Origin of the sequence: Burkholderia crassaminum, from assembly GCF_964265005.1 — a bacterium.
In the GTDB taxonomy this organism is placed as follows: domain Bacteria; phylum Pseudomonadota; class Gammaproteobacteria; order Burkholderiales; family Burkholderiaceae; genus Burkholderia.
Window position 1 is genome coordinate 505,108 of sequence record NZ_OZ183800.1, and the last position, 24,007, is coordinate 529,114.

Here is a 24,007-nt window from a genome sequence, read left to right on the forward strand (position 1 = left end):
TCCTGTGGGCAGGTTGTCGAGGCACGGCGTGCGTCATCCGCCGAATGGCATCGGGCCCAGGTGATCCGCGAGCGGGCCGAGCGCGGCGACCGGCAGGAACAGCAGCGCGCCGACGATCGCGATCGTGCCGAGCAGCAGGAAGCCGAACGTCGCGGTGTCGTCGCGCATCGTGCCGAGCGTCGCCGGCGCCCGCTTCTTGCGGCCGAGGAACGCGGCCATCGCGACCGGCGCGACGATCGGCAGGTACCGCGAGAACAGCATTACGAGGCCCGTCGACACATCCCACTGCACGGCGGTCGGCGCCGGGTTCGGGTTCGCGTTCAACCCGTAGTTGGTGCCGAGGCCGTCGAACGCGGAGCCGTTGTTCGCGGATGCCGACGAGAACTGGTAGGTGATTTCGCTGAAGCCATGCGCGCCGGGGTTCGCCTCGGCCTTCGTGCCCCAGTCGGTTCCGGAGAACACGCCGGTCGGCCCGAGAATCAGGATCGGGTGCACGAGCAGCGCGATCATCGCGAGCTTCATCTCGCGCGCGCCGACCTTGCGGCCGAGATATTCAGGTGTGCGACCGACCATCTGGCCCGCGAGGAACACGCCGACGATCAGGAACAGCAGCAGGTTGATCATCCCGACGCCCTTGCCGCCGAACACACAGTTGAGCCACATGCCGACCAGCGGCGACAGGCCCGCGAGCGGGTTCAGGCTGTCATGCTCGGCGTTGACGGCTCCGCATGTGACGTCGGTCGTGATCGCCGCGAACGTCGCGCCGGCCGATGTGCCGAAGCGCAATTCCTTGCCTTCGAGGTTGCCGAGATGCTGGTCGACCGGCAGCGCCGCGACGGGCGGGATCGTCACCGAGTGCGCGGTGCCCGCCAGCGGATACGTGCGCGCGACCGAGTGCGCGGTGAACGCCGGGTTAGGCTGCATCGTGTCGAAGTACACGGCCCATGCGATGAGGCCGATCATCATCGACAGCATCACGCTGTAGATCACGATCGCGTGCCGCACGCGGCCGAGCATGCGGCCGTACATCAGCACGAGCGAGAACGGGAAGATCATCATTGCGAGCGTCGTCAGGAAGTTCGACAGCGCGCTCGGGTTTTCGTACGGGTGCGCGGAGTTCATCCCGTAGAAGCCGCCGCCGTTGGTGCCGAGCATCTTGATCGGAATCACGGCCGCGACCGGGCCGACGATCAGCGTCTGCTGCTTCGCCTGCCCGTTGTCGGCCGTACCCATCGCGGCCGGCTCGAGCGTCGTCACCTGCACGTCGCTCCGCAGCGTCATCGGCATGCCTTCATGGATGAAGATCGTGCCGACGACGAGCGCGATCGGCACGAACATGTAGACGACCACGCGCCACATGTCGACGAAGAAGTTGCCGATCTGCGATTCGCCGCGGAACAGCCGGATGATCGCGGTCAGCGCGCACAGCCCGACCGCCGCCGACAGGAACATGTTCGGCAGGATGAAGAAGATCTGGCTGAAGTTCGAGAAGTGCTGGTCACCTGAATAGTGCTGCAGGTTCGTGTTGGTCATGAACGAGATGACCGTGTTGAAGATCGTCGAAGGCGCGAGCACGCCGCGGCCGAGCGGGTTCAGCGGCATCAGCGGCTGAAGCGACAGCACGACGAAGCCGAACACGAACAGCGCGACGTTGAACACGAGCAGCGCGACCGTGTACTGCTTCCAGTTCTGCTGGCCGCTGTCGAGCTTCGTCTCGAACCAGCGCAGCACGCGCGGCGCGTGATAGCGGCCGTCCATGATCCACGCCATGTAGCGGCTGAGCGGAATCGACACGGCGATCGCCGCGACGACGATCAATAGCGGTAGGGTCCACATGGGCCATTCCCCCTGCGTCAGTGAAGTGCGACGTGCGAATCGGGCACGCTCGTGCGTGCCGGCGCCGGAACGTCAGAACCATTCCGGCCGGATCATCGCGGCGAACAGATAGACGAAGGCGAACGCGGAAACGATTGCAGCAAGCCAGGCCATGACCGTCTCCTCAGATGCGCTCGCACGCGTCGACGAACAGCAGGCACAGCACGAGGCCGCCGAGGCCGAGCGTGAACAGGAACGGCAGCCAGAAAACCAGGTTCATCGTGTTTCTCCCGATGAAAATCGACGATTTCCTTGCATCGATGATCCCGGCGCCGTGTGACGCGACGTGCGTGGATCGCCTGATCACGGTATAGAGCGGCGCAAATAAAAATGTCGTAAATCCGGCGCGGCGAGCGTGTGCGGCCTGAAAGTTTTACGACATTTTTTCTTGCGAGGGCGGCTGGCGCGCTCATAGACTTCCGGCATCCCAACCACGGAGCAAGGCAATGTCGATACCCTGGAACGCGATCGCCGAACACACACCTGCCGCGCCGCCTTCCGTGTGCGCCGATCGGGTGATCGTGCGGCGTTTCGATCCGGCGTTCGACAGCTATGCGCAACTCACGCCGATGCTGCATCGCGCGTTCGCGCGGCTCGGTGCGATGGGACTCAACTGCACGTGTGTCGACCAGGACGAGGACGTCACACGCCGCCGCGCGGAAGCGGGCGAGTGCTACGTCGCCGTGTGCGGCGGACGCGTGATTGGCACGGCCACACTGTATGCAACCGATCCGTCGTCGGCGTGCTCGCTGTACCGGCGCGAAGGCGTCGCGAGCGTGCGGCAGGTAGCGGTGGATCCTGATTGCCAGAGCCGCGGGATCGGCGCGCTGCTGCTGTCGTTCGCCGAGCAGTGGGCCGCGCTGCGCGGTTATACGCTGCTCGCGCTCGATACGCCGCATCCCGCTTCGCATCTGCTCGCGTTCTACGGCGCGCAGGGTTTTGAAGTCGTCGACGTGATGCGCTTCGACGGCAAGCGCTACGACAGCGCGATCCTTTGCAAGCGGCCCGTCCTGCATGTCGCGCGCCGCGTGTCGCCGGCGTCGCGAATGGTTGCGCGCGTGGCGGCCGTGCGGCGAGCCGCGTATGCGTTGCCGTTGCGCGTGGCCGCGGTGGCCCGCCGCGACCGGCAAGTGCGCCGGGGCGCCGGCTGGGCGGCGCGACGCGCGGCCGGCGCCGCGAGCTGCCGTTCGTCGCCGTGGCGCCCGCGCCAGCACGGGCGCTACGCGTTGAGCTGAACGCCGCCCTCATTTTTCCCGTTTTGCCGCGTAAACGTCGAATGAGCGGAGTGTGGCGCTCCCGCTCGTGTACGGCCCTTGAGACACCCCCGCCGCGCCGCGGCGAAACGGACGTTTACGCGCTTTTTATGCTCCGACGCGATCCTTTGCCGCGATCTTCACGCGAACCTTCATAAGATGGTTGCGTGGAAACGGAAAGCCGCACGCGAACTCGCGCGAAGGCATCCGGCATCGCCCGAGCGATGCCGGGTGCCGCTGCGCAAGGCGTGCCGGCAAAAGGAAAACCGCCATGTCTCTCGCACCCGTGACAGACCCGCGCCCCGCGCAGCCCGGCCGCGCGCGCACCGCCGCGCGCTCGATGTTCGATCCCGCGCTCGTGCGCCCGGCGATCGCCGATTCGTTCCGGAAACTCACGCCGCGCACGCAGTTCCGCAACCCGGTGATGTTCTGCGTGTACGTCGGCAGCATCCTGACCACGATCCTGTGGATCGCCGCGCTGTTCGGCCAGGCCGAGGCGCCCGCCGGCTTCATCGTCGCGATCGCGCTGTGGCTGTGGTTCACAGTGCTGTTCGCGAACTTCGCCGAAGCGCTCGCCGAAGGCCGATCGAAAGCGCAAGCCGCATCGCTGCGCAGTGCGAAGCACAACGTGGTCGCGAAAAAGCTCGCGGCGCCGCATGCGAGCGCGGCCGTTGAAGTGATGGCGTCGACCGACCTGCGCAAGGGCGACGTCGTTCTCATCGAAACCGGCGACGTGATCCCCGCCGACGGCGACGTGATCGAAGGCGTCGCGTCGGTCGACGAATCGGCGATCACCGGCGAATCCGCGCCGGTGATCCGCGAATCGGGCGGCGATTTCTCGTCGGTGACGGGCGGCACGCGCGTGCTGTCCGACTGGATCGTCGTGCGGGTCGCCGTCAATCCGGGCGAGGCGTTCCTCGACCGGATGATCGCCATGGTCGAGGGGGCGAAGCGCAAGAAGACGCCGAACGAAATTGCACTGACGATCCTGCTGGTCGCCCTGACGATCGTGATGCTGCTCGCCACCGCCACATTGCTGCCGTTCTCGACCTTCGCGGTCGACGCGATGAAAGCCGGCCATGTCGTGACGATCACCGCGCTCGTCGCGCTGCTCGTGTGCCTGATCCCGACGACAATCGGCGGCTTGCTGTCCGCGATCGGCGTGGCCGGGATGAGCCGGATGATGCAGGCGAACGTGATCGCGACGTCAGGCCGCGCGGTGGAAGCGGCCGGCGACGTCGACGTGCTGCTGCTCGACAAGACCGGCACGATCACGCTCGGCAACCGCCAGGCGTCGGCGTTCGTGCCCGCGCCGTTCGTGACTGAGGAAGCGCTGGCCGATGCCGCGCAGCTGTCGTCGCTTGCCGACGAAACGCCGGAAGGCCGTAGCATCGTCGTGCTCGCGAAACAACGCTTCAACCTGCGCGAGCGTGACCTGCAGGCACTGCATCCGGTGTTCCTGTCGTTCAGCGCGCAGACGCGGATGAGCGGCGTCGACCTTTCCCCCAACGGGACTTCCACCGGGGCGCCCGCCCGCGAAATCCGCAAGGGTGCGGCGGATGCGATCACGCATTACGTCGAGTCCCACGGCGGCCGCGTCACGCGCGAAGTCGAAGCAGTCGTGACCGACATCGCGCGTCGCGGCAGCACGCCGCTCGCGGTCGCGGAGCGCGTCGACGGTGTCGCTCGCGTGCTCGGCGTGATCGAGCTGAAGGACATCGTGAAGGGCGGCATCAAGGAGCGCTTCGCGGAGCTGCGCAAGATGGGCATCAAGACCGTGATGGTGACGGGTGACAACCGGCTGACGGCCGCGGCGATCGCGGCGGAAGCGGGTGTTGACGATTTCCTCGCGGAAGCGACGCCGGAAACCAAGCTCGCGACGATCCGCGAGCATCAGGCGGCCGGCCGGCTCGTCGCGATGACGGGCGACGGCACCAACGACGCGCCTGCACTCGCGCAGGCCGACGTCGCGGTCGCGATGAACACCGGCACGCAGGCGGCGAAGGAAGCCGGGAACATGGTCGACCTCGATTCGAACCCGACGAAGCTGATCGAGATCGTCGAGATCGGCAAGCAGATGCTGATGACGCGCGGCTCGCTGACGACGTTCTCGATCGCGAACGACGTCGCGAAGTACTTCGCGATCATTCCGGCGGCATTCGCGACGACGTATCCGCAATTGCGCGTGCTCGACGTGATGCACCTCGCGTCGCCGGCGTCGGCGATCCTGTCGGCGGTGATCTTCAATGCACTGATCATCGTCGCGCTGATCCCGCTCGCGCTGAAGGGCGTGCGCTATCGTCCGCTCGGCGCGGCGCCGCTCCTGCGCCGCAACCTGCTGCTGTACGGCCTCGGCGGCGTGCTGCTGCCGTTCCCGTTCATCAAGCTGATCGACATGGTGCTGGTGGCATGCGGATGGGCCTGAACATGGGCACTCACCCCGCCGCGCGCGCAGGCGCGCATGACGCACCGGACGAAGGCGCGGCCACATGAGCGAACCGACCGTCGTCATCGTGATCGTCGACGAAGACAGGTTCATCCGGCATTTCGTCCGTGTCGCGCTGAAGGCCGAACACATGCACGTGTGCGAGGCCGCGACCGGCGCCGCGGGCGTGGCGGCCGTCGGTGCGCGCCGTCCCGACCTGATCGTCGCGGACACGAACCTGCGGGATCTTGGCGGCACCGACCTGATCCGTGCGCTACGTGCGTGCTCGGCCGCGCCGCTGATCGTGCTGTCGGCGTTGAGTGCGGAAAGCGACAAGGTGGCCGCGCTCGACGCGGGCGCGGACGACTACCTGACCAAGCCGTTCGGCGCGGCCGAGCTGATCGCGCGGATTCGCGCGCACCTGCGGCGGCAGGCCGGCGGCGGGCGCCTCGACGCGGTGCGCGTGCGCTTCGGCGACGTGAGCGTCGATCTCGGCGATCGCCAGGTGCTGCGCGGCGGGGTGCGCGTGCATCTGAGTCCGATCGAATACCGGTTGCTGGCCGTGCTCGCGCATCACGCGGGCCGGCTGCTCACGCACGACCGCCTGCTGAACGAGGTGTGGGGCGCGGCGCACGGCAAGGATGCGCACTACCTGCGCGTGTATGTCGGCCACCTGCGGCGCAAGCTGGAGTGCGATCCGCGGCGGCCCGAGCACATCGTGACGGAGACGGGTGTCGGCTATCGGCTCGCCGGCGCCGTGTAGCGTAGCGCGGTCAGGGGTTGGCGGCCGTGCGCAGTGCGTCGTTCGCCGTGCCGTTCGCCAGGCGCAATTGCGCGTCGAACTGCTGCACGCGCAGCGCGACGCGCTGCGCATAGCGTTTCGTGCCGCCGTTGTAGCGCACGAGCGCGGTTTCGACGTCGCCGTCTGCATCGTCGAGATAGCCGCGGAAGATGGCCGCGCCGATCCGCACGTTGATGGCCGGATCGGACAGGTCCTTCACATGCGCGACGAGATCACGATGGGCGGTGGGCAGCACCTGCATCAACCCGCGCGCGCCGGCCACACTGACCGCGTGGCGATCGAAGCCCGACTCGACCGCGATGATCGCGAGCAGCAGCGCCGGTGCCAGCCCGTAGCGATCCGATTCGGTCTGCACGGCACGCGCGATCGTGCGCGCTTCGGCGTACGCGACGTGAAAGCGGTTGCGCAGGGTCGTGACGATCGTGTCGACGGTGGGGGGAAGCGATACGTCGGGTGTGCTGGCGGCGGTGACCGGTGATGCTGGCGTGTCGTCGGCATGCGCGGGCAGTGCAAGCGCCAGCGATAGCGCGATCGGGAGGCGCAGCAGAAGCCGCTTCAGCGGGAGCGCCGGGCGCGCGCGCGGCGCCGGTAGGTCATGCGATGAATAGGTTTCCTGCATGTCGTCGCATCGTGGTTCCGATGCGACGACTGTACGCAGTTATGCGTTGCGACCGTCGAAAGAAACCGGCACGCCCGATAAACGGCGCGTAAAGATGGGCGACCGCAGACCGCAGACCGCAGACCGCAGACCGCAGACCGCAGACCGGCGACCGCAGACCGGCGATCGGCGATCGGCAACCGGCACCTGGCACCTGGCACCTGGCACCTGGCACCTGGCACCTGGCACCCAGCACCCAGCACCCAGCACCCAGCACCCAGCACCCAGCACCCAGCACCCAGCACCCAGCACCCGGCGCCCGGCGCCCGGCGCCCGGCACCCGGCACCCGGCAACCGGCACCCGGCACCCGGCACCCGGCAACCGGCAACCGGCAACCGGCAACCGGCACCCAGCACCCAGCATGCTCGTGCCGCATCACTCGTCGCGACTGCTCGACTCGCCGCCGCCTTTCGCGAGGCGCCATGCGATCGTGCCGAGCACCCCGACCGCGACGACCAGCGCGCCCCACAGCACGTAGCGGCGCGGTGCGTCCGTATCGGCGGCCGGCACCGGCACGACCGCCGATATCGGCAACGCCGCGCCGACGCGCGCGGGCCGCACTTCGGGCGCCATGCCGACCAGCAGTGCGTCGCGGCCGACGGCCGACGACACGAGCGACGCGTCGCCGACGCCGAGCGTAAACGGCGGCGTGCCGCGTGCAACGAAAGTCAGCGCGGCCGGATGCCAGCCGATCGCGACGGCCGGCTGGCCGCCGCCGAATCCGCCGTTGCGCATGTCGACGACGATGCGCCACGCGCGATCCGTATTCGCCGCGAACTCGAGCGGCAGGTTGCGCTGCTCGCCGGCCTTCCCCTGCAGCCGGAACAGCACGGCGCCCGCGACGTCGCGCCACGGCGCCTGCGCGTCGGCGCGGCTCTGCAGCGTCGCGCGCGCGACGGTATTCGGTTGCGGCAGGTCGATGCGCACGCGGTCGACGGGATACGCGCCGTCGGTGTCGAACAGATACTCGCCGGGCGCGCCGCCGGCCCGCACGCGCACGGCATTGCGCCATTGGCGCGGCACGGACGCGGTGTCGGTCCCGCGCGTGTCGCGCGGGTGCGTCTCGACGTCGATCGACGCGATCGCGGGCGCGCCGTCGAGCCAGTCGAGCCGCAGGTAGCGCGGCGCCGCGCCTTCGAGCGCGATGCGTTCCTGCACCAGCATGTCGTCGCCGTGGCCGACCTTCAGCAACTGCGTGCTGCCGAGCGGCCGCCAGCTGCGCAGGTCGTCGCTGGCTTCGACGGCGACACGCCCCTGGTAGCTGTCGTCGCCCACGTGGACGAGCAGCGCGTCGATGTCGCCGTCTGCGTGCGACAGGTCGACGAGATCCGCGCCGTGCTTCGCGCGCACCGGTGCGGCGACGCCCGCGCGCAGCGCGCCGTCCGGGCCGACCGTCACGCCGAGCGGCGCGTTGCCGTTGTCGGCGTGAGCGGGCGGCAGCGGGAACCAATGCACCGGCGTGTGCGCCGGCGGTACGGCGGGTGCGGCAGCCGCGGGCGCGTCGAGCGAATACGGCACAGGCTCGCCCGCGCCGTTGAAGATGCGCACGTCGCCGAGATCGTCGCGCCGGCTCGCCGCATAGACTGGTTGCGGCACGGTGAGCTGGTAATACGCGGCGGCGCCGTCCAGGTCGAGCGAGAAGCGCTGCGCGGGCGCGCCGTCGGCGGCCGCGAACGACGCGAGCAGGCTCAGTCCGAGCAGCGCGGCGAGTCGTTTCATTGCGGGTCGTCCTGTTGCGCGGCGGCCTTCGGCGGCAGCGGCGAGAAATAACCGATCAACAGCAGCAGCACGCCGATGCCGATGAACGACACGATGCGCTCGATGCCGGTCACGTGCGACAGGTCGAACAGGAACAGCTTGACGACCGTGAGCGCGAGCAGTGCGGCGCCGACGAACCACAGCGGACGCAGCCCGCGGCGCGTGGCCCAGATCGTGATCGCGAGCGCACAGAGCGTCCAGTACACGGACACCGACGCCTGCACGAGCGTCGATTCCGCCATCGCGCCGAGTTCGTACGGCACGCCGGCCCAGTGATGCAGCGTGCGCAGCAGGATCGCGTTCAGCCACAGGAACGCGGTCGCGCCGGCCGCGCTCAGCAGCTCGACGCGATAGTTGCCGAACGACCAGCCGAGCTTGCGGGCGCGCAGGAACCACGACGCGGCGAGCGCATAGACGACCGCGAGCACGAGGTCGAGCGGGTTGAAGAGCGGTACGCGCGCCCAGCTTCCGCCGTCCTGCGTGAAGTTCGCGTAGAAGGTCCACACCCACATCACGACAATGAGCGGCAGCGACGCGAGCGCGCACACGCGGGCGATGCCGTCGCGGCGCGTCAGCCACATCCCGGCGAACGCGAACAGGCTCCAGCCGACCATGAACACCTGCTGGATGCTGAACGACGACAGCACGGTGTCGATGTCGTAGGCCATGTGGAAGCGGTGATGCAGCGTGCGCAGCATCAGCGCGTTGAACCACAGGAACACGGTGACGATCGCGGCGTAGTCGACGACGCGCGGATGCCATGCGATGCCGAGCGTGCGCAGGCGCCGCAGCCATACGGTGAACGCGACGAACACGAGGAATTGCGCGATGTCGAGCGGGTTGAGCAGCGGCAGCCAGAAGAGCGGCGCCGCGTTGCCGTCGCTGCTCACACTGGCGATGCTCCACAGCCACAGCAGCGCGGCGAGCGGTGCCGCGCCCCACACCTGGTACGCGCGCGGGAACGCCGCGACGGGCCAGCGCAGGCGGGAGCCGGGGCCCGACACCAGCAGGAGCAGCGCACCGAAGCCGTAGGCCCACGCGCTCCAGCTCCATGCGCCTTCGGGCACGAATGCGCGCAGGCGCCAGAAGCCTTCGAGCGACAGCAGCCCGCACAGGGTCCAGAACATCAGCGTATGCAGCGGCGCGATGATGCCTGCGCCGATGGATGGCAGGAGGCCGGGCGCCGGGCCTTTCGCGGGATCGGCGCCGGCCGTGCCGCGCGACTGGCGCCACAGCAGCGCAAGGCCTGCGCCAGCAGCGACGGGCCACGCGAACGCGCCCATCCCCGACAGCGGCGCTTCATGCGCATCGAACACGCGCAGCGCGAGCAGCGCCAGCACCGGCGTCAGCGCGAGCGCGGGCCATTCGGCGAGCGGCCACGCAAGCCGGCGGCGCGCGACATGCGCGAGCCACGCGGTGCCGGCCGCGAACAGCGCGGTCGAATCGACGACGAAGCGGTCGGCATGCAGGTCGACGTGACGGCTCGCGTAGACGAGGATCTCGTGCAGCCCGCCGCTGACCCACCACAGCAGGCCCCACGCGGCTGCCGCGGCCCCGATCTCGGGCATCCACGCATGCCAGGCGCGCGCTTCCTCGCGCCCGTGCAGCCACCAGCCGGTGAACAGGCCGGCGAGCGCGATCAGCAGCATCGCGATGTACGGGCTGTTGAGCACGGGCAGCGCGGTGGCGTCGGCCGGCCCGAGCAGGCTCGTGAAGAACGCGCCGGCCGCGGCGACCTGCATCAGCAGCCCGAAGCCGAACCGCAGCATGCGCTTCTCGCGTACGCCGAGCCAGACGACGGCCGCGCCTTCGATCGCCCACGCGGCGCTGGTCGTCGGGCCCGAGAACGCGAGCGGCACGGCCAGCGTCGCGAAGATCACCGCGAGCGCGAGTGTGGATTCGAACAGCAGCGCGAGGCGGTCGCGGCGCCGCGCGAGCCATGCAGTGACGACGACATAGAACGCCGACAGCGCGACGGCGCTCCACGCGAGCCCGAACGGCATGTCCTTCACGAGCGACGCCTGCAGCGCGGTCGCGACGATCGGCGTGCCGAACACGAGCGTGCCGTCGACGTAGTGCCGTAGCGCGAGCTCGCGCTTCACCGCATACAGCAATGCGATGCCGACGTACATCAGGAAGAACAGGACGAGGAACGGCTCGGTGCTCGCGAACAGCGCGGGGCGGTAGGCCGTCACGCCCCACGCCGAGCCGATCGTGAACGTGAACACGAAGCCGAGCAGGTTCAGCGGACGCCACGCCTTGAACCACGCGATCGCGAAGATGCCCGCGTTCAGCAGCGCGTAGTAGCTGAACAGCGCGACGTGGTTGCCGTGCCCGGTCGAGAGCAGCACCGGCGCGAGAAAGCCGCCCGCGGTGCCCATGAACGCGAGCGGCAGCGCGTTCTGCCGCACCGCGAGGAACGCGCTCAGCGCGCATACCGCGACCATCAGCGGAAACGCGGCGCCGACGGGCAGCAGCGTATAAAGCTTGGTCGCGGCGAAGATCGTCAGGTACAGGATGCCGACGCCGCCCCCCTGCAGCACCAGCCCGTACGCCGCGCGGCGCGCACGCACGCGCCAGCCGATCGCGAGCAGCGCGGCCGCTGCGAGCGCGGTGCCGGCGAGGCGGAATTCTATCGGCAGCATGTTGTTGTCGGCCGCGTACTTGAGCAGGAACGCGACACCGAAGAACAGCACGATGATCCCGACGCGCACGACCGTGTTGCCGCCGAGCAGCCAGTCGCGCGCGGCGCGAAATGCACGCTCGACGATGTCGGGTTCGCGCGGTTTGGGCGGCGTGGGGGGAACCGACGGTGCGGGAGCCGGGGCGGCAGGCGTTTCGCTCGCGCGGGTCGCGGCTGGTGTCGGTACCGGCGCGGTGGTGCGAACCGGTGCGGGGGCCGGTGCCGATGCGAACGCCGGTGCGTCCGCTTGTGCGGCGGCCGACTGGGCAGGCGCACGCGGCGGCAGGGCGGCCGAAGGCGGGACGGGGGCGGATGTCGTTGCGGACGCTGAAGCGGTGCCGGCGGGCGTGTGCGCTGTCGCGCCGGTCGTGGCCGAGCCGGCCTTCGCGCCGGCCAGCTGGCCGCGCAGCGACGCGACTTCACGCGTCAGCGTCTCGACGGTTGCTTCGAGGCGCGCGACGCGATCGGCAAGCGGAACCGGCGGCTGTGCGGGCTGCGCCGGCATCGCGAACGTGTCGGGTGTTGCGCCCTTGGACTTGCGCTTGCGCTGTTGCAGCGTGTGATCGAGACAGAACCCGATCGCGGCGCCGAGCACTGCGCCGTTGATGGCGGAGAAATCCCCGATCAATGCGGCAATCCCGCCCACGATGAAGCCGATTGCGGTAAAAGCCCAGTTCATCTCGCCCTGCTCCCTCTCTCGTATCGTTATCGGCCGGCGATCGGACGGTTGCCGATCGAGGCGGTGTCGGCATGGCCGGCAGGCGAACCGGCATGCACTGCTGACAGCGGTGGCCGCGTGGCGGCCTGCGTCGCACTCAGCCTGTTGGCGGGGAATGTATCACAGCGGCCGTCGCGGATTTTCCGGGTTGGCGAGGTATCGCGGCGTGCGCCGTCCGGTGTCGTCGCGCGGCTTTTTGCACGGTCATGCTTTTTACGGGTGAATGCCATGCGCGCATTCGTCTGAGCAGATCGACGCGTGATCGGACGTGAAATTGTCGTAAAGCGACGCGTGCCCGATGCGAATTGGCGCATAACGCGACGCGATATGCGCCGCGCTGCTGCGCACAAGTCTGGCGCGCGATGCCCGCCGTTGCTGGCCGTGCGCGTATTGCGCCGCCGCAATCGGGTGCTGTCGCGTGCCGCGGCCCGCCCGGCGGGGCTGGCGGCCGTGTCGTATTTGCGCAAGCGTTTGTCGTAATTCGTCGGCAGGTCGGGGTTTTTTCTGGCAACTATGTAGGCACGCTATGACTCGCGTGAGTCCCCGCTACACGAGGAGAAGGTTTCGATGGATGCCCCCAAGGTCGTGGTCGAAGGTCTGTGCAAGGTGTTTGGAAGCAACCCGCAGCAGGCGCTCGACATGCTCGCCGCCGGCGCGACGAAAGACGATGTGCTCAAGCGCACTGGTCAGGTCGTCGGCGTGCACAACGTCTCCTTCGATGTGCAGGAAGGCGAAATTTTCGTGCTGATGGGCCTGTCCGGCTCCGGCAAGTCCACGCTGATCCGCCTCGTGAACCGGCTGGTCGATCCGAGCGCCGGCAAGGTGATGATCGACGGGCTCGACGTCGCATCGGCGCGCCGCTCGGCGCTGACCGCGCTGCGCCGCAAGGACATGAGCATGGTGTTCCAGTCGTTCGCGCTGATGCCGCATCGCTCCGTGGTGTCGAATGCCGCGTTCGGCCTCGAAGTCGCGGGCGTCGGCAAGAAGGAACGCGAGCGCCGCGCGATGGAAGTGCTCGAGCAGGTCGGCCTGGCACCGTTCTCGAACAAGCTGCCGTCCGAGCTGTCGGGGGGCATGCAGCAGCGCGTCGGCCTCGCGCGTGCGCTGGCCGTGAACCCGTCGCTGATGATCATGGACGAGGCGTTCTCCGCGCTCGATCCGCTCAAGCGCCGGGAAATGCAGGATGTGCTGCTGCAACTGCAGAAGGAACAGCGCCGCACGATCATGTTCGTGTCGCACGATCTGGAGGAAGCGCTGCGCATCGGCAACCGCATCGCGATCATGGAAGGCGGCCGCCTCGTGCAGGTCGGTACGCCGCAGGACATCATCGCGAACCCGGCCGACGATTACGTGCGCGCGTTCTTCGACGGCATCGACACCAGCCGCTACCTCACAGCCGGCGACCTGATGCAGACGGGCGCCGTGCCGATCGTGTCGAAGTGCGACGCCGCGAACGTCGCGGCAACGCTGAACGGCAGTGCCGAATACGCGTTCGTGCTCGACGCCGAACGCAAGATTCGCGGCTTCGTTACGCGCGATGCGATCGGTCAGGCCACGCCGTCCGTGCGGCCGATCGAAAGCATCCGGCGCGATGCGTCGCTCGAACACGTCGTCGCGCGCGTGGTCGCGAGCCCGAATGCACTGCCTGTCGTCGACGACGACGGCTGCTACTGCGGTTCGGTCGATCGTGCGCTCATCCTGAAGGCCATCACGCGTTCGCGAGGTTCCCATGTCTGAAATGATTCCGCTCGGTACCTGGGTCGACCAGGGCGTTCACTACCTGCTCGACCACGACGCGAAGACGTTCGACACGATCGGTCAGGCGATCGAGGGGCTCGCGGCATTCGTCGAGCACAGCCTGCAGGCGATCCCGATGTGGATGATGATGGCGATCTTCATCGGCGTCGGGCTGTGGCGGGTGGGCTGGCGCTTCGCGCTGTTCACCACCGCGTCGCTGCTGCTGATCTTCGCGACGGGCTTCTGGGACCAGACGGTCATCACGCTCGGCCTCACGCTGTCGTCGACGATCATCAGCCTCGTGCTCGGCATCCCGCTCGGCATCTGGGCCGCGAAGAGCAAGTGGGTCGCCGCGACCGTGCGCCCGATCCTCGACCTGATGCAGACGATGCCGGCGTTCGTCTACCTGATTCCGGCCGCGATGCTGTTCGGTCTCGGCCGCGTGCCGGGGATCCTGTCGACGGTGATCTTCGCGATGCCGCCGGCGGTGCGCCTGACGAGCCTCGGTATCCGCCACGTGAACCGCGAGATCGTCGAAGCCGGCCAGGCCTTCGGCTGCACGCCGTGGCAGTTGCTGTACAAGGTGCAGTTCCCGAATGCGCTGCCGTCGATCATGCAGGGCGTGAACCAGACGATCATGATGGCGCTGTCGATGGTGATCATCGCGTCGATGGTCGGCGCGGGCGGCCTCGGCAACGACGTGCTCGCCAGTATCCAGCGCCTCGACATCGGCCTCGGTTTCGAAAGCGGCCTGTCGGTCGTGCTGCTCGCGATCATTCTCGACCGCATCACCGAAAGCTTCGGCCGTGCGCCGGGCACCGTGAAGGCACCGCTGTTCGCCGGTCTCAAGCAGCTGTTTCGCGTGAAGGCTGCGCCCGCACGGGCCTGACCTCCGGCGGCCGGACTACCACCGGCCGCTCATCCTGAATGAATAACGGCTTCCGCGGCTTGCGCCGCGGGGTTGGCCCCCTGCAACCTCCTCGCCAGGAGACCGATGTGACGTCCGCCGTCGCTGTCGCGCCCGCCGCCTGCGTTTCACCGGTTTCGTCCCTCGCCCATTTCGGCTTCCTGACGCTGCCGAACTTCTCGATGATCGCGTTCTCGAGCGCGGTCGAAGTGCTTCGGATGGCGAACTACGTCGGGCGTGCCGATCACTATCAGTGGTCGATCTACTCGCTCGACGGCGCGCCCGCACATGCCAGCAACGGCATCGCGGTGCGGCCCACGCAGGCACTCGACTACACGAACCTGCCGGATGTGATGATCGTGTGCGGCGGCATCCGCATCCGCGACGTGGTCGACGAGGGCGCGCGCGATACGCTCGCGGCGCTCGCCGAACGCGGACTGCCGCTCGGCGGCATCTGCACGGGCGCATATGCGCTGATGTCGAGCGGGTTGCTCGACGGCTATCGCTGCACCGTGCACTGGGAAAACCTGTCCGCGCTGCATGCAGAGTTTCCGCAGGTCGGCTTCGCCGACGAGCTGTTCGTGGTCGACCGCGACCGGCTGACCTGCACCGGCGGCACCGCGCCGCTCGACCTGATGCTGAACCTCGTCGGCATGCGGTTCGGCCAGCAGCTTGCCGCGCAGGTATCCGAGCAGTTCATCCTGGAGCGCATCCGCAGCTCGACCGATACGCAGCCGATTCCGGTCGATGCGCGCGTCGGCTTCTCGCGCGCGGAGCTGATCGAGGTCGTGCGGCTGATGGAGGCGAACATCGAGGAGCCGCTGTCGCTCGAGGAACTCGCGCGGCTCGTGCGGCTGTCGCAGCGGCACCTGCAGCGGATGTTCAAGGTGTACCTGAACGTGTCGCCGACCCACTATTACCTGACGATGCGCCTGAAGCGCGCGCGCGACCTGCTGCGCACGACGGATGCGTCGATCGCGCGCGTGACGACGGTCTGCGGGTTTCATTCGCCGTGCCATTTCAGCAAGGCCTACCGCGCGCAGTTCGGCCACGCGCCGAGCTACGAGCGCCGGTTGCCGGGGCGCTGATCAAAACCCATGGTCCGCGACGCCGCCGGGATCGCGGCGCGCGGCTTCAATAAACGATCCCGAATTCAAGCAAACGACATCACTTTGAGGAGAAGCAAGATGAAGCGCCTATTGATCGCAGCGGTGTGCGGGATCGGGATAACCGCGCCGATGTCGGCCGTTTATGCGGCCGATCCGCCCGTGTGCAAGAACGTGCGCTTCGCGGATGTCGGCTGGTCCGACATCGCGGCGACCACGGGCCTCGCGTCGACGATGCTGCAGGGGCTCGGCTACAGCCCGACGAAGACGATCGCGTCGGTGCCGATCACGTTCGCGGGGATCAAGAGCAAGCAGATCGACGTGTTCCTCGGCTACTGGTCGCCGACGATGGACCCGATCATCCAGCCGTTCACGAAGGCCGGCTCGATCAAGGTGCTCGCGACGCCCAACCTGACCGGCGCGAAATACACGCTCGCGGTGCCCGACTACGTGTACCAGGGCGGCCTGAAGTCGTTCGCGGACATCCAGAAGTATGCGGACAAGCTCAACGGCAAGATCTACGGGATCGAGCCGGGCAACGACGGCAACCTGCTGATCAAGAAGATGATCGACGGCAACCAGTTCGGCCTTGGAAAGTTCAAGATGGTCGAGTCGAGCGAGGCCGGGATGCTGGTCGAGGTGAATCGCGCGATCCGCGACAAGCAGTGGATCGTGTTCCTCGGCTGGGAACCGCATCCGATGAACGTGCAGATGAAGATCGACTACCTGAGCGGCGGCGACGACGTGTTCGGCCCGAACTACGGCGAAGCGAAGGTGCTCACGGCGACGCCGCCCGACTACGCGCAGCGCTGCCCGAACGTCGCGAAGTTCGTGTCGAACCTGCAGTTCACGACGACGATCGAGAACCACGTGATGGTGCCGATCATGAACAAGGAAGACCCGAACAAGGCTGCGGCCGAGTACCTGAAGGCGAACCCGCAGGCGCTCGACAAGTGGCTCGCGGGCGTGACGACGCTCGACGGCAAGCCGGGCCTGCCGGCAGTGAAGGCTTATCTCGGCGTGCATTGAACGACGTGTTCGGGCTTTCGCCGGGCCCGCAAGCGGCTTGACGGACTGGTTGGTGCCCCCCGTCCCGGGAAGATCCGGGGACGGGGGGCGTCGGCATGTCTGTCCGGCGTATTCAGGCGGGATGGTTCGAATCAGGCATCAGGTATCACGCATCAGGCCACCGCATGCATGAGCCACGCGGTGATGCGTCGAATCACGTCGCTCCAGTCACCTTCGCGGGTTTGCCGCATAGCGGTCGCATCCCTGATCCAGGGGCTCGCGGTACCCTCGACCCCCCAACGCCAATCGCCGCAGATGTGGGTCGGTACGCAAGTCCGCCTACCCATCATGACCGCCAGATTGGCGACGCCTGAGTCGACCGCGACCACGGCATCCAGTTGGGCAATGCATGCCGCCGTGTCGCCGAAATCCCGAATCACCGGCTGGTAGTGGCTGACATTGCCGGCCGGCGTGCCCGCCAGCGCCTGGGCAGCGGGATGATGCAGATTCACGAAATGCATGCATTCCGCAATGGCGGGGTGTGCCACGATCGCGTTGATCGCATCGAGCGGCAGGCTGCGGCGGCCGGCCCAGCACCTGACGACGGCGCCCTTTTCAGGCCAATGTCGTTGAACGCAATCCCAAAACAGTCCGATCAGCTGCTTGCCGGGATGTTGCTCGCGCACTTGCGCCGCCCATTCGGCAGCGATCCGCTGCTTGTGCGGCGGCGTCTGGATGTAGGGCGCGAACCATTGTTCCGGCACGCATGTCCGCCGGGCCTTCAGCATCGGCAAATGGAGCAGCGTGGCATGCAGGTCCGGCGCGAACCTGTCGGCAAGTGATTGCAGTGCACCGGGCAATGGGGCATGAAACTGCACCGGATTGGGGGCGGCGACCACCTCGCACCGCGGCAGTGACGCCTGCATGAGCGCGTGGCTCTGCGGATGGCAGGTGAGCATGACGTGCGCGCCTTCGTCCAGCCAGTCGGCCACGCAGGCTGCCAGGAGAAAGTTGTCGCCGAAGCCGTGTTCATGCGTGATCAGGACACGCTTGCCGCGCACGTCCGATTCACCATCCCATGCCGGGATGTCGACCGGGCGGTAATTGGCGGACAGGCGCGGAACGTCGTCACGCATTCGCCAATAGGCGAAGCCGCGCGGATCGCCTGCCTTGAGCATCGCCTCTCCCATCGCGAATCCGATCGACGCGGTCATCTCGGTATGGCCGGAGGCGGCCATCCGGTAGGCTTCGTCCAGCAACGCAATGGCCTGCACGAGATCGCCGGCCATCATCAGGCTCATGCCCAGTCGCAAGCGGTAGAGTTCGGGCCGGCTGTGCCGCGACGGATCGCGTTGCCATGTTTCGGCGGCTTCGACGTACCGGCCCAGCAGGTAGAGCGCATCGGCACGCCGTGTCAGGGAGACGGCGTCGTGCGGGTCGAGCGCCAGCGCGAGGTCGGCCCAGGGGAGCATTTCCTCGTCTCGCCTGAGGGCAGTCAACAGTTCGTAGATTCGATGCAGAAGCGCGGGATTATGTGAATCGTCCGCATATTGCGTCTGCGCAGCATGCAGCTGCTGTTCGAGATCGGGCATGAATTCGGCTCCGGCGGGCGCGGTCACCGTGCAGCACGGGCGCAACGGGAACCAGCGCGAGCAGGATGCCGAAGGTGCGCATCACGAGGCCGGCACCTTGTCGGTGCTTCGATGCCGGCCGTGTCGCCGAAGGGGCTACACACGGAATGAGCCGTCGAAGATGACGGTGTCGTCGAACCGTATTGTTCCGGACGAAAACACCAGATCCAGATGATGGCTGCCACGTTCACCGCCACCGAGGCCGAGGTGCAATCCGGGATGGCGTTCCTCGAAACTTGCATTTCGCCCATGCAGCCTGACGTTCAGGTTCGTCCCGATCCCGAACTCCTCGACGATCCTGTTTCCTGCGCATTTATCGAGATACAGCTTGAAATCATCCTCGAGCTGCCGATTGGCTGATTCGACGCTGATCACGTGGCCCCGTTCGATCCCGATGTTCAAGATCGGGTCGATGACGCCGTACTTGATGGCAAAGGGCACCGTGCTCAAGAACGTGCCGCCGAATACGACGTTTCCGGTCAGGTCGAGTACCCGGGTCGCCACTTCGCCCGGCATCAGGTCATAGTGGTTGCGGCCATCCAGGCTTTTCCATGTCTGATCCAGCGTTCCGTGCAGCGAACCGCCGAAGCCGTCGTGAAATTGCACGTGTCGAGCGCGTTGTGCCGCCGCAATGATGCGTTCGTTGCGAGCGGCAATGTCGTCGATGTTCTCGGAAAAGGCTTCCTTGAAGAATTCACCGTATTCCCGGAGCAATACCGACTTCTTCCAGTGCTCGGCCATTTTCGGCTTGAGGGGCGGGATGAATGACGGCCCGTGCGGGTTGATGTCGGAACGTATGGAGGAGTCGTACATGAAGATGAACATGTCACATCGGTCGATTTCCTTTATGACCTGTTCGTGATCTTCCGTGTCAAGCTCGACGTAGGTGAACGAGTATTCGAGTTTTTTCGGGCAATGCTGAATGATCGATTGCGCGGTATTTCTCTGGCTTTTGTCCGAGCCGACGAGAATGCTGGCGCCGGGCGAGTGTTTCTGCATCATGGCTGGATGTCCGCGGACGCACGAAAAGAAATTTTCGACACTTTTTTCCATGATTATCTCCGGGGTATCCAGGTTCTGGATCAAAAAAATGGCGGGTCATTACGATCCGCCATCATTCGGGGTGCCCGTTTATGCCCACAGAGCCGTGGCGAATGGAATCACTGCGCTGTCTTTCATCATCTCGACCCAGTCTTCATGCTGATCTTCCTGCATCCACTCGATCAGCGGGAGATCCTGCTTTTCCTGATTTTCGTTCATGATGATTTCCTTGTTTAGGAATTGAACCGCGAACATCGCAAATCGCCCTCGAAAATTCGAGGGCGGATTTAGCGATTAAGTGGGCGCATGGAGTTGCGCTGATTATTTGGGATGGATGTGGGTGATTATTTTATGTTAATCGTCAACCAACATTAGCATTCGGATTTGTGGAGAGACAATGTAACGTAAACCCTAGGGTTGTTTTGATTTTGTGAATGCTGGCGGCGGTATTATTTGAATGTCGAACAAATGAAATAGGGTGCGTTTTGGAATTGAAATAAACGCACCGATTGATATCGATCTCGAATGTTCGGTCACAGGGGCGGCTCGACTCATTGCCCCTTCGTCGCCACCGGCACGTCGAACACCCGATCGAACGCCCACTGGAATACGAACGCGTAACAGAAGAAGAACGCAAACAGCCCGATGTCGACGACGAACGCGTCGAACCACGAGATGCCGAGCCACCACGACACGACGGGCACCAGGATGAAGATCAGCCCGCCTTCGAATCCGGTGGCGTGCAGGATCCGCCGCCCGAGCGTGCGTGCCGGCTGCCGGCGCGACGCTTCCCAGCGCTCGAACAGTGCGTTGAAGACCATGTTCCACAGCAACGCGATCGCCGACATCGTCGCCGACAGCGCGCCCGAATAGACGAGGTCCTGCCTGAAGATCGCCGCGATCACGGGCGAGATGCAGGAAATCGCGATCGCTTCGTAGAGCACTGCTTGCGTGATCCTGCGCGTGAGGCCTTGCACGTTGTTTCTCCGGTTCGACGCCGCTCCGACGCCACTCGCCGCGGCACCGTGCCGTGACGTCCAGCAAGGCTATCCGCGTTGCACGCCCGCTTCAATTCACCTAATCTCACCCGGATTCAATCGAATTCAACCCGGCCCGATCCGGCCCGTGAGGCCCCGTGTTCTCGAAACTTCCCCTGACCGCATTGCGTGTATTCGAAGCGTCGGCGCGGCTTGGCGCATTCAAGGCTGCCGCGGACGAGCTGTCCGTGACGCCGGCCGCCGTGTCGCACCAGATCAAGTCGCTCGAAAGCCGGCTCGGCGTGTTGCTGTTCGAGCGTGGCGCGAGCGGCGTGCGGCTCACCGAGGAAGGCGAGCGACTGTTTCGCGCGAGTCACGATGCATTGCTGGCGCTGAGCCGCGGGCTCGATGCGGTGCGGCCCGAAGCGACCGGCGAGCGCACGCTCGTGCTGACCACCACGCCCGCATTCGCCGCGATGTGGCTGATTCCGCGTCTCGGCCGGTTTCGTCGCATCGATCCGCAACTGCACATCAAGATCGAAACCGGTAACGCGCTCGCCGATCTCGAACGCGATGCGCGGATCGATCTCGCGATTCGCGCGACGTCGCGCACGTTTCCGGCGCTGTACGAGATTGCGCTGATCGACGAGTATTTCGGCGCCTATGCGGCCGCCGGGTTCGACGCGCATCGCACGGACGAGCCGCTCGACCTGATCGAGACCGTGTGGGATACGCCGTTGCCGGTGTCGGTCGACTGGGCGTCGTGGTGCCGCGCGACCGGCCGCGAAGCGTGGCTCGCGCGCGCGGTGTTTCGCCACTACGACGACGAGCATTACGCGTTGCAGGCCGTGCTGCATGGGCAGGGCATCGCGCTGCTCAGCTCGGTGCTGGCCGCCGAGCATGTCGCGCACGGGGCGTTGACGCCGATCGAGCCGTCGGTGCGGCTCGACGGCGCGCGCTTCATCGCGCTGTGTCGGCCCGGGCGGGAGCGCGAGCCGCAGGTCAGGTCGTTTCTCGACTGGCTCGAAGCGGAGATCGCGCAGACGCGGGAGGCGGTGGCGCGGATGGGGGACGACGGACACGCGTGAGAAGGTTCGCGTGGATGACGTGGCGAGTTCAGAGCTTGTGGGGCCCGCTGCCGAGCGGCTTGCCGTTGTCGCCCTGGTTGTTGACGTACGCGATCGACGTGTCGATCAGGCCGTACAGCGTGACGCTGCTTTGCGCTCGCGTACCTTCTGCGGTCGCCATGCCGACGAGCATCGATGCGACGAGCGATCCTGTCCGGGTGAAACCTGGTTTCATCGTGTCTGGTAGTCGAAAAATGCGGAGGCGCGTTGCGAGGGGGCGGCCGGTGCTGCGCATCCGGCCGACGATGATCGATGGGGGCGATGGCGGTCAGTAACGCGCATCCCGGGGCTTGCCGCCGTTCGGCCAGTCGTGGATCTTGTCCGGGAAGTCCGGGCGCGGCCGGGTCGTGAACCACGCCGCGACGTCGACTGCGTCCTGGTCGCTCAATCCGCCTTGTCCGAGCGGGAACCGGTCGTGCGAACCGATAGCCATGTTGTGCTTCACGAACGCGGCGGCCGTGTAGAGGCGTGCCATGCCGGCCCCGATGTTGAACGACTGGTCGCCCCAAAGCGGCGGATAGATCGCGGTGCCGTCGGCACGCTGCATCCCGGCGCCGTCCGCGCCGTGACACGATGCGCACTGTGCGGCATACACGGCCTTGCCGTGCGCGAGATCGGGTTTCAGTGCGGTATCGATCGTGCCGACCCCGCGGCCCGGAATCCGGTCCTTCGGTTGTGCGCCGTTTCGCATCCAGTCGAAGTACGCGACCATCGCTTTCATGTCGTCCGAGTCGACCGGGAGCGGCTTGCCGTTCATCGAACGCCGGAAACACCCGTTGATGCGGTCCGCCAGCGACAACACCTTGCCGGATCGCGGCGCGTAGCTCGGGAACTGGGACGACAGGCCGGGATACGGCGACGCGAGTGCAACGGTGCCGGCGCTCAGGTGGCAGCTCGCACAGTTGAGCGAATTGCCGACGTTGTGCGGCAGCAGTGCTTTCGTCTCGAGATTCAGCCGCATGCCGCGCACCAGTTGCGCCGCGTTCGGCTGGTCCAGCAGCGCGGAGAAGCGCGGCGTCCTGAACGTGCTCGCTTCGCCGGCGGCAGCGGCCAGCGACCTGCGCATCTTGCGGACGTCCATCGCGAGTACGGGGTCGTTGCGGCCGCCCCATGACGCGCGGACGAACGTCAGGATCTCGGCCAGTTCCCGATCGGACAGCTGGTTGAACGCCGGCATCGTGTAGACGCGCGGATGGGTACCGGTCTGCGGCGTTTGCCAGCCGGTCAGCGCGATATGGATCAACGAATCGGTGTTTTTCGACAGCACGGCGGGATTGCCGGACAACGGCGGAAATACCGGCGAGAACCCGTGGCCGTCGGCCTGATGGCATGAACTGCAGAACTGCACGTAGCCGAGCCCGCCCTTCGACGTGTACAGCGTCCCGGGGATATCGGGCTCAGGCTTGCCCGAGGTGGGCGATACCGTGGCCGGCGCGTTCGCGGCCGCGTTCGGCAGCGAATTCAGGTACACGCCGATCGCGGAGAGATCCGTGTCGCTGAAGTACTGGGTACTGTGGTGCACCACGTCCGACATGCCGCCGGATGCGGCCGTGTAGCGATTGCGACCGGTCTTGAGTAACGTGACCATATCGTCGACGGGCCAGAGTGCGCGCAGATTGACGGCCCGCCAGGACTCGACCGTCGCGCCGGACAGGTACAGCGGCCCGCTGCTGCCCGACTCCGACATGGCCTTTTCCTGGAAGAACATCCCGCGCGGGGTATGGCAGGCGCCGCAATGCCCGGCGCCTTGCGTCAGGTACGCGCCGCGATTCCAGGTCGCGTCCTTGTCAGGGTTGGGCACGTAACGGGTGTCGTCGAGGAACAGGGCATTCCAGAACGCGAGGCCCCAGCGCATGTTGAACGGCCATTTGATGCCGAGCGGCTTGTTCTCGAGTTTTACCGGTTCGACGCCGTGCTTCAGATACGCGAAGAGGGCGCGCATGTCGTCTTCGTCGAGTTTGGCGAAGGACGGGTAGGGCATGGCCGGATACAGGTGATGCCCGTCCGCCGCGACGCCTTTGCGCATGGCCCGGTCGAACTGCTCGAACGTGTATCGGCCGATGCCGGTGGCATCGTCGGGCGTGATGTTGGTCGAATAGACCGTGCCGAACGGCGTGCTCAACGCAAGGCCACCCGCGAGAGGCGGGCCGTTCGCCGACGTGTGGCACGCGACACAGTCGCCGGCGCGTGCGACGTACGCGCCTTTCTTGACCAGCTCGGTTGCGTCGACTTGCACCGGGGACGTCGCCGCTGCCGTGATGACGGGCAGCATCGCGGCGATCGATAGTGCGGCTTTGAGG

19 protein-coding genes and 1 pseudogene are annotated in these 24,007 nt (G+C 66.6%); 8 read left to right on the forward strand and 12 right to left on the reverse strand.

Translation table 11 applies throughout. From position 1 onward, the window contains the following. Nucleotides 1-33 precede the first annotated feature (33 nt). A complete protein-coding gene (kdpA, locus tag ACPTTF_RS19365; RefSeq protein WP_423367803.1) occupies nucleotides 34-1,836 on the reverse strand; it encodes a potassium-transporting ATPase subunit KdpA in 1,803 nt (600 codons plus the stop codon). Between the two features lie 72 nt (nucleotides 1,837-1,908). Then, entirely contained in the window at nucleotides 1,909-1,989 is an 81-nt protein-coding gene (locus tag ACPTTF_RS19370; RefSeq protein WP_423221133.1) for a potassium-transporting ATPase subunit F, read from the reverse strand. Between the two features lie 332 nt (nucleotides 1,990-2,321). On the opposite strand from ACPTTF_RS19370, the gene ACPTTF_RS19375 reads away from it, so the two are divergent. The 3 genes from ACPTTF_RS19375 (at nucleotide 2,322) to ACPTTF_RS19385 (ending at nucleotide 6,316) form a co-directional block, all read left to right on the forward strand. Next, nucleotides 2,322-3,110: a GNAT family N-acetyltransferase gene (locus ACPTTF_RS19375; protein ID WP_423367804.1), complete on the forward strand. Its 789-nt coding sequence runs from the start codon at nucleotides 2,322-2,324 to the stop codon at nucleotides 3,108-3,110. A 358-nt stretch (nucleotides 3,111-3,468) separates the two neighbouring features. Next, entirely contained in the window at nucleotides 3,469-5,553 is a 2,085-nt protein-coding gene (kdpB, locus tag ACPTTF_RS19380) for a potassium-transporting ATPase subunit KdpB (RefSeq protein ID WP_423369847.1), read from the forward strand. Nucleotides 5,554-5,617: 64 nt separating this feature from the next. Then, nucleotides 5,618-6,316, forward strand: coding sequence for a response regulator (locus ACPTTF_RS19385; RefSeq protein WP_423367805.1), 699 nt, complete (start codon nucleotides 5,618-5,620; stop codon nucleotides 6,314-6,316). A 10-nt stretch (nucleotides 6,317-6,326) separates the two neighbouring features. Here ACPTTF_RS19385 and ACPTTF_RS19390 read toward each other — a convergent pair whose 3' ends face one another. From ACPTTF_RS19390 to ACPTTF_RS19405, 4 genes are all read right to left on the reverse strand, one after another. Beyond that, the gene (locus tag ACPTTF_RS19390; RefSeq protein ID WP_423367806.1) at nucleotides 6,327-6,974 is read right to left on the reverse strand and encodes a lytic transglycosylase domain-containing protein; all 648 of its coding nucleotides are present in this window, start codon (nucleotides 6,972-6,974) and stop codon (nucleotides 6,327-6,329) included. 415 nt (nucleotides 6,975-7,389) lie between these two features. Further along, nucleotides 7,390-8,733, reverse strand: a complete 1,344-nt coding sequence (locus tag ACPTTF_RS19395; RefSeq protein WP_423367807.1) for a DUF3999 domain-containing protein — start codon at nucleotides 8,731-8,733, stop codon at nucleotides 7,390-7,392. Beyond that, nucleotides 8,730-12,134, reverse strand: a complete 3,405-nt coding sequence (locus ACPTTF_RS19400) for a DUF2339 domain-containing protein (RefSeq protein WP_423367808.1) — start codon at nucleotides 12,132-12,134, stop codon at nucleotides 8,730-8,732. The genes ACPTTF_RS19395 and ACPTTF_RS19400 overlap by 4 nt, the downstream gene beginning before the upstream one ends. Nucleotides 12,135-12,160: 26 nt before the next feature. Continuing rightward, nucleotides 12,161-12,403: a hypothetical protein gene (locus ACPTTF_RS19405; protein ID WP_166965451.1), complete on the reverse strand. Its 243-nt coding sequence runs from the start codon at nucleotides 12,401-12,403 to the stop codon at nucleotides 12,161-12,163. Between the two features lie 215 nt (nucleotides 12,404-12,618). Between ACPTTF_RS19405 and ACPTTF_RS19410 the strand changes: the two are divergent. The 4 genes and pseudogenes from ACPTTF_RS19410 to ACPTTF_RS19425 all read left to right on the forward strand — a co-directional run. Then, a pseudogene (locus ACPTTF_RS19410) lies at nucleotides 12,619-13,910 on the forward strand (quaternary amine ABC transporter ATP-binding protein); the annotation flags it as partial. Continuing rightward, nucleotides 13,903-14,799 (forward strand): choline ABC transporter permease subunit, encoded by an 897-nt coding sequence (choW, locus tag ACPTTF_RS19415; RefSeq protein ID WP_166965449.1) that lies wholly within the window; start codon nucleotides 13,903-13,905, stop codon nucleotides 14,797-14,799. The pseudogene ACPTTF_RS19410 and the gene choW, both read left to right, overlap by 8 nt. Before the next feature lie 107 nt (nucleotides 14,800-14,906). Then, nucleotides 14,907-15,905, forward strand: coding sequence for a GlxA family transcriptional regulator (locus ACPTTF_RS19420; RefSeq protein WP_047902460.1), 999 nt, complete (start codon nucleotides 14,907-14,909; stop codon nucleotides 15,903-15,905). Between the two features lie 99 nt (nucleotides 15,906-16,004). Then, nucleotides 16,005-16,952, forward strand: a complete 948-nt coding sequence (locus ACPTTF_RS19425) for a choline ABC transporter substrate-binding protein (protein ID WP_166965447.1) — start codon at nucleotides 16,005-16,007, stop codon at nucleotides 16,950-16,952. 152 nt (nucleotides 16,953-17,104) lie between these two features. Here ACPTTF_RS19425 and ACPTTF_RS19430 read toward each other — a convergent pair whose 3' ends face one another. From ACPTTF_RS19430 to ACPTTF_RS19445, 4 genes are all read right to left on the reverse strand, one after another. Then, nucleotides 17,105-18,523, reverse strand: coding sequence for a hypothetical protein (locus ACPTTF_RS19430; protein ID WP_423367809.1), 1,419 nt, complete (start codon nucleotides 18,521-18,523; stop codon nucleotides 17,105-17,107). 135 nt (nucleotides 18,524-18,658) lie between these two features. Next, a complete protein-coding gene (locus ACPTTF_RS19435) occupies nucleotides 18,659-19,615 on the reverse strand; it encodes a leucyl aminopeptidase (protein WP_423367810.1) in 957 nt (318 codons plus the stop codon). 78 nt (nucleotides 19,616-19,693) lie between these two features. Beyond that, nucleotides 19,694-19,822, reverse strand: coding sequence for a hypothetical protein (locus tag ACPTTF_RS19440; protein ID WP_021163990.1), 129 nt, complete (start codon nucleotides 19,820-19,822; stop codon nucleotides 19,694-19,696). 332 nt (nucleotides 19,823-20,154) lie between these two features. Further along, nucleotides 20,155-20,580: a PACE efflux transporter gene (locus ACPTTF_RS19445; RefSeq protein ID WP_423367811.1), complete on the reverse strand. Its 426-nt coding sequence runs from the start codon at nucleotides 20,578-20,580 to the stop codon at nucleotides 20,155-20,157. A gap of 158 nt (nucleotides 20,581-20,738) precedes the next feature. Between ACPTTF_RS19445 and ACPTTF_RS19450 the strand changes: the two genes are divergently transcribed. Next, nucleotides 20,739-21,668, forward strand: a complete 930-nt coding sequence (locus ACPTTF_RS19450; RefSeq protein ID WP_423367812.1) for a LysR substrate-binding domain-containing protein — start codon at nucleotides 20,739-20,741, stop codon at nucleotides 21,666-21,668. Nucleotides 21,669-21,696: 28 nt separating this feature from the next. On the opposite strand, the gene ACPTTF_RS19455 is transcribed toward ACPTTF_RS19450, so the two are convergent. Together ACPTTF_RS19455 and ACPTTF_RS19460 are read right to left on the reverse strand one after the other, a co-directional pair. Beyond that, nucleotides 21,697-21,882 (reverse strand): porin, encoded by a 186-nt coding sequence (locus tag ACPTTF_RS19455; RefSeq protein ID WP_423367813.1) that lies wholly within the window; start codon nucleotides 21,880-21,882, stop codon nucleotides 21,697-21,699. A gap of 93 nt (nucleotides 21,883-21,975) precedes the next feature. Then, the gene (locus ACPTTF_RS19460) at nucleotides 21,976-23,979 is read right to left on the reverse strand and encodes a c-type cytochrome (RefSeq protein ID WP_423369848.1); all 2,004 of its coding nucleotides are present in this window, start codon (nucleotides 23,977-23,979) and stop codon (nucleotides 21,976-21,978) included. Between the last annotated feature and the right edge of the window lie 28 nt (nucleotides 23,980-24,007).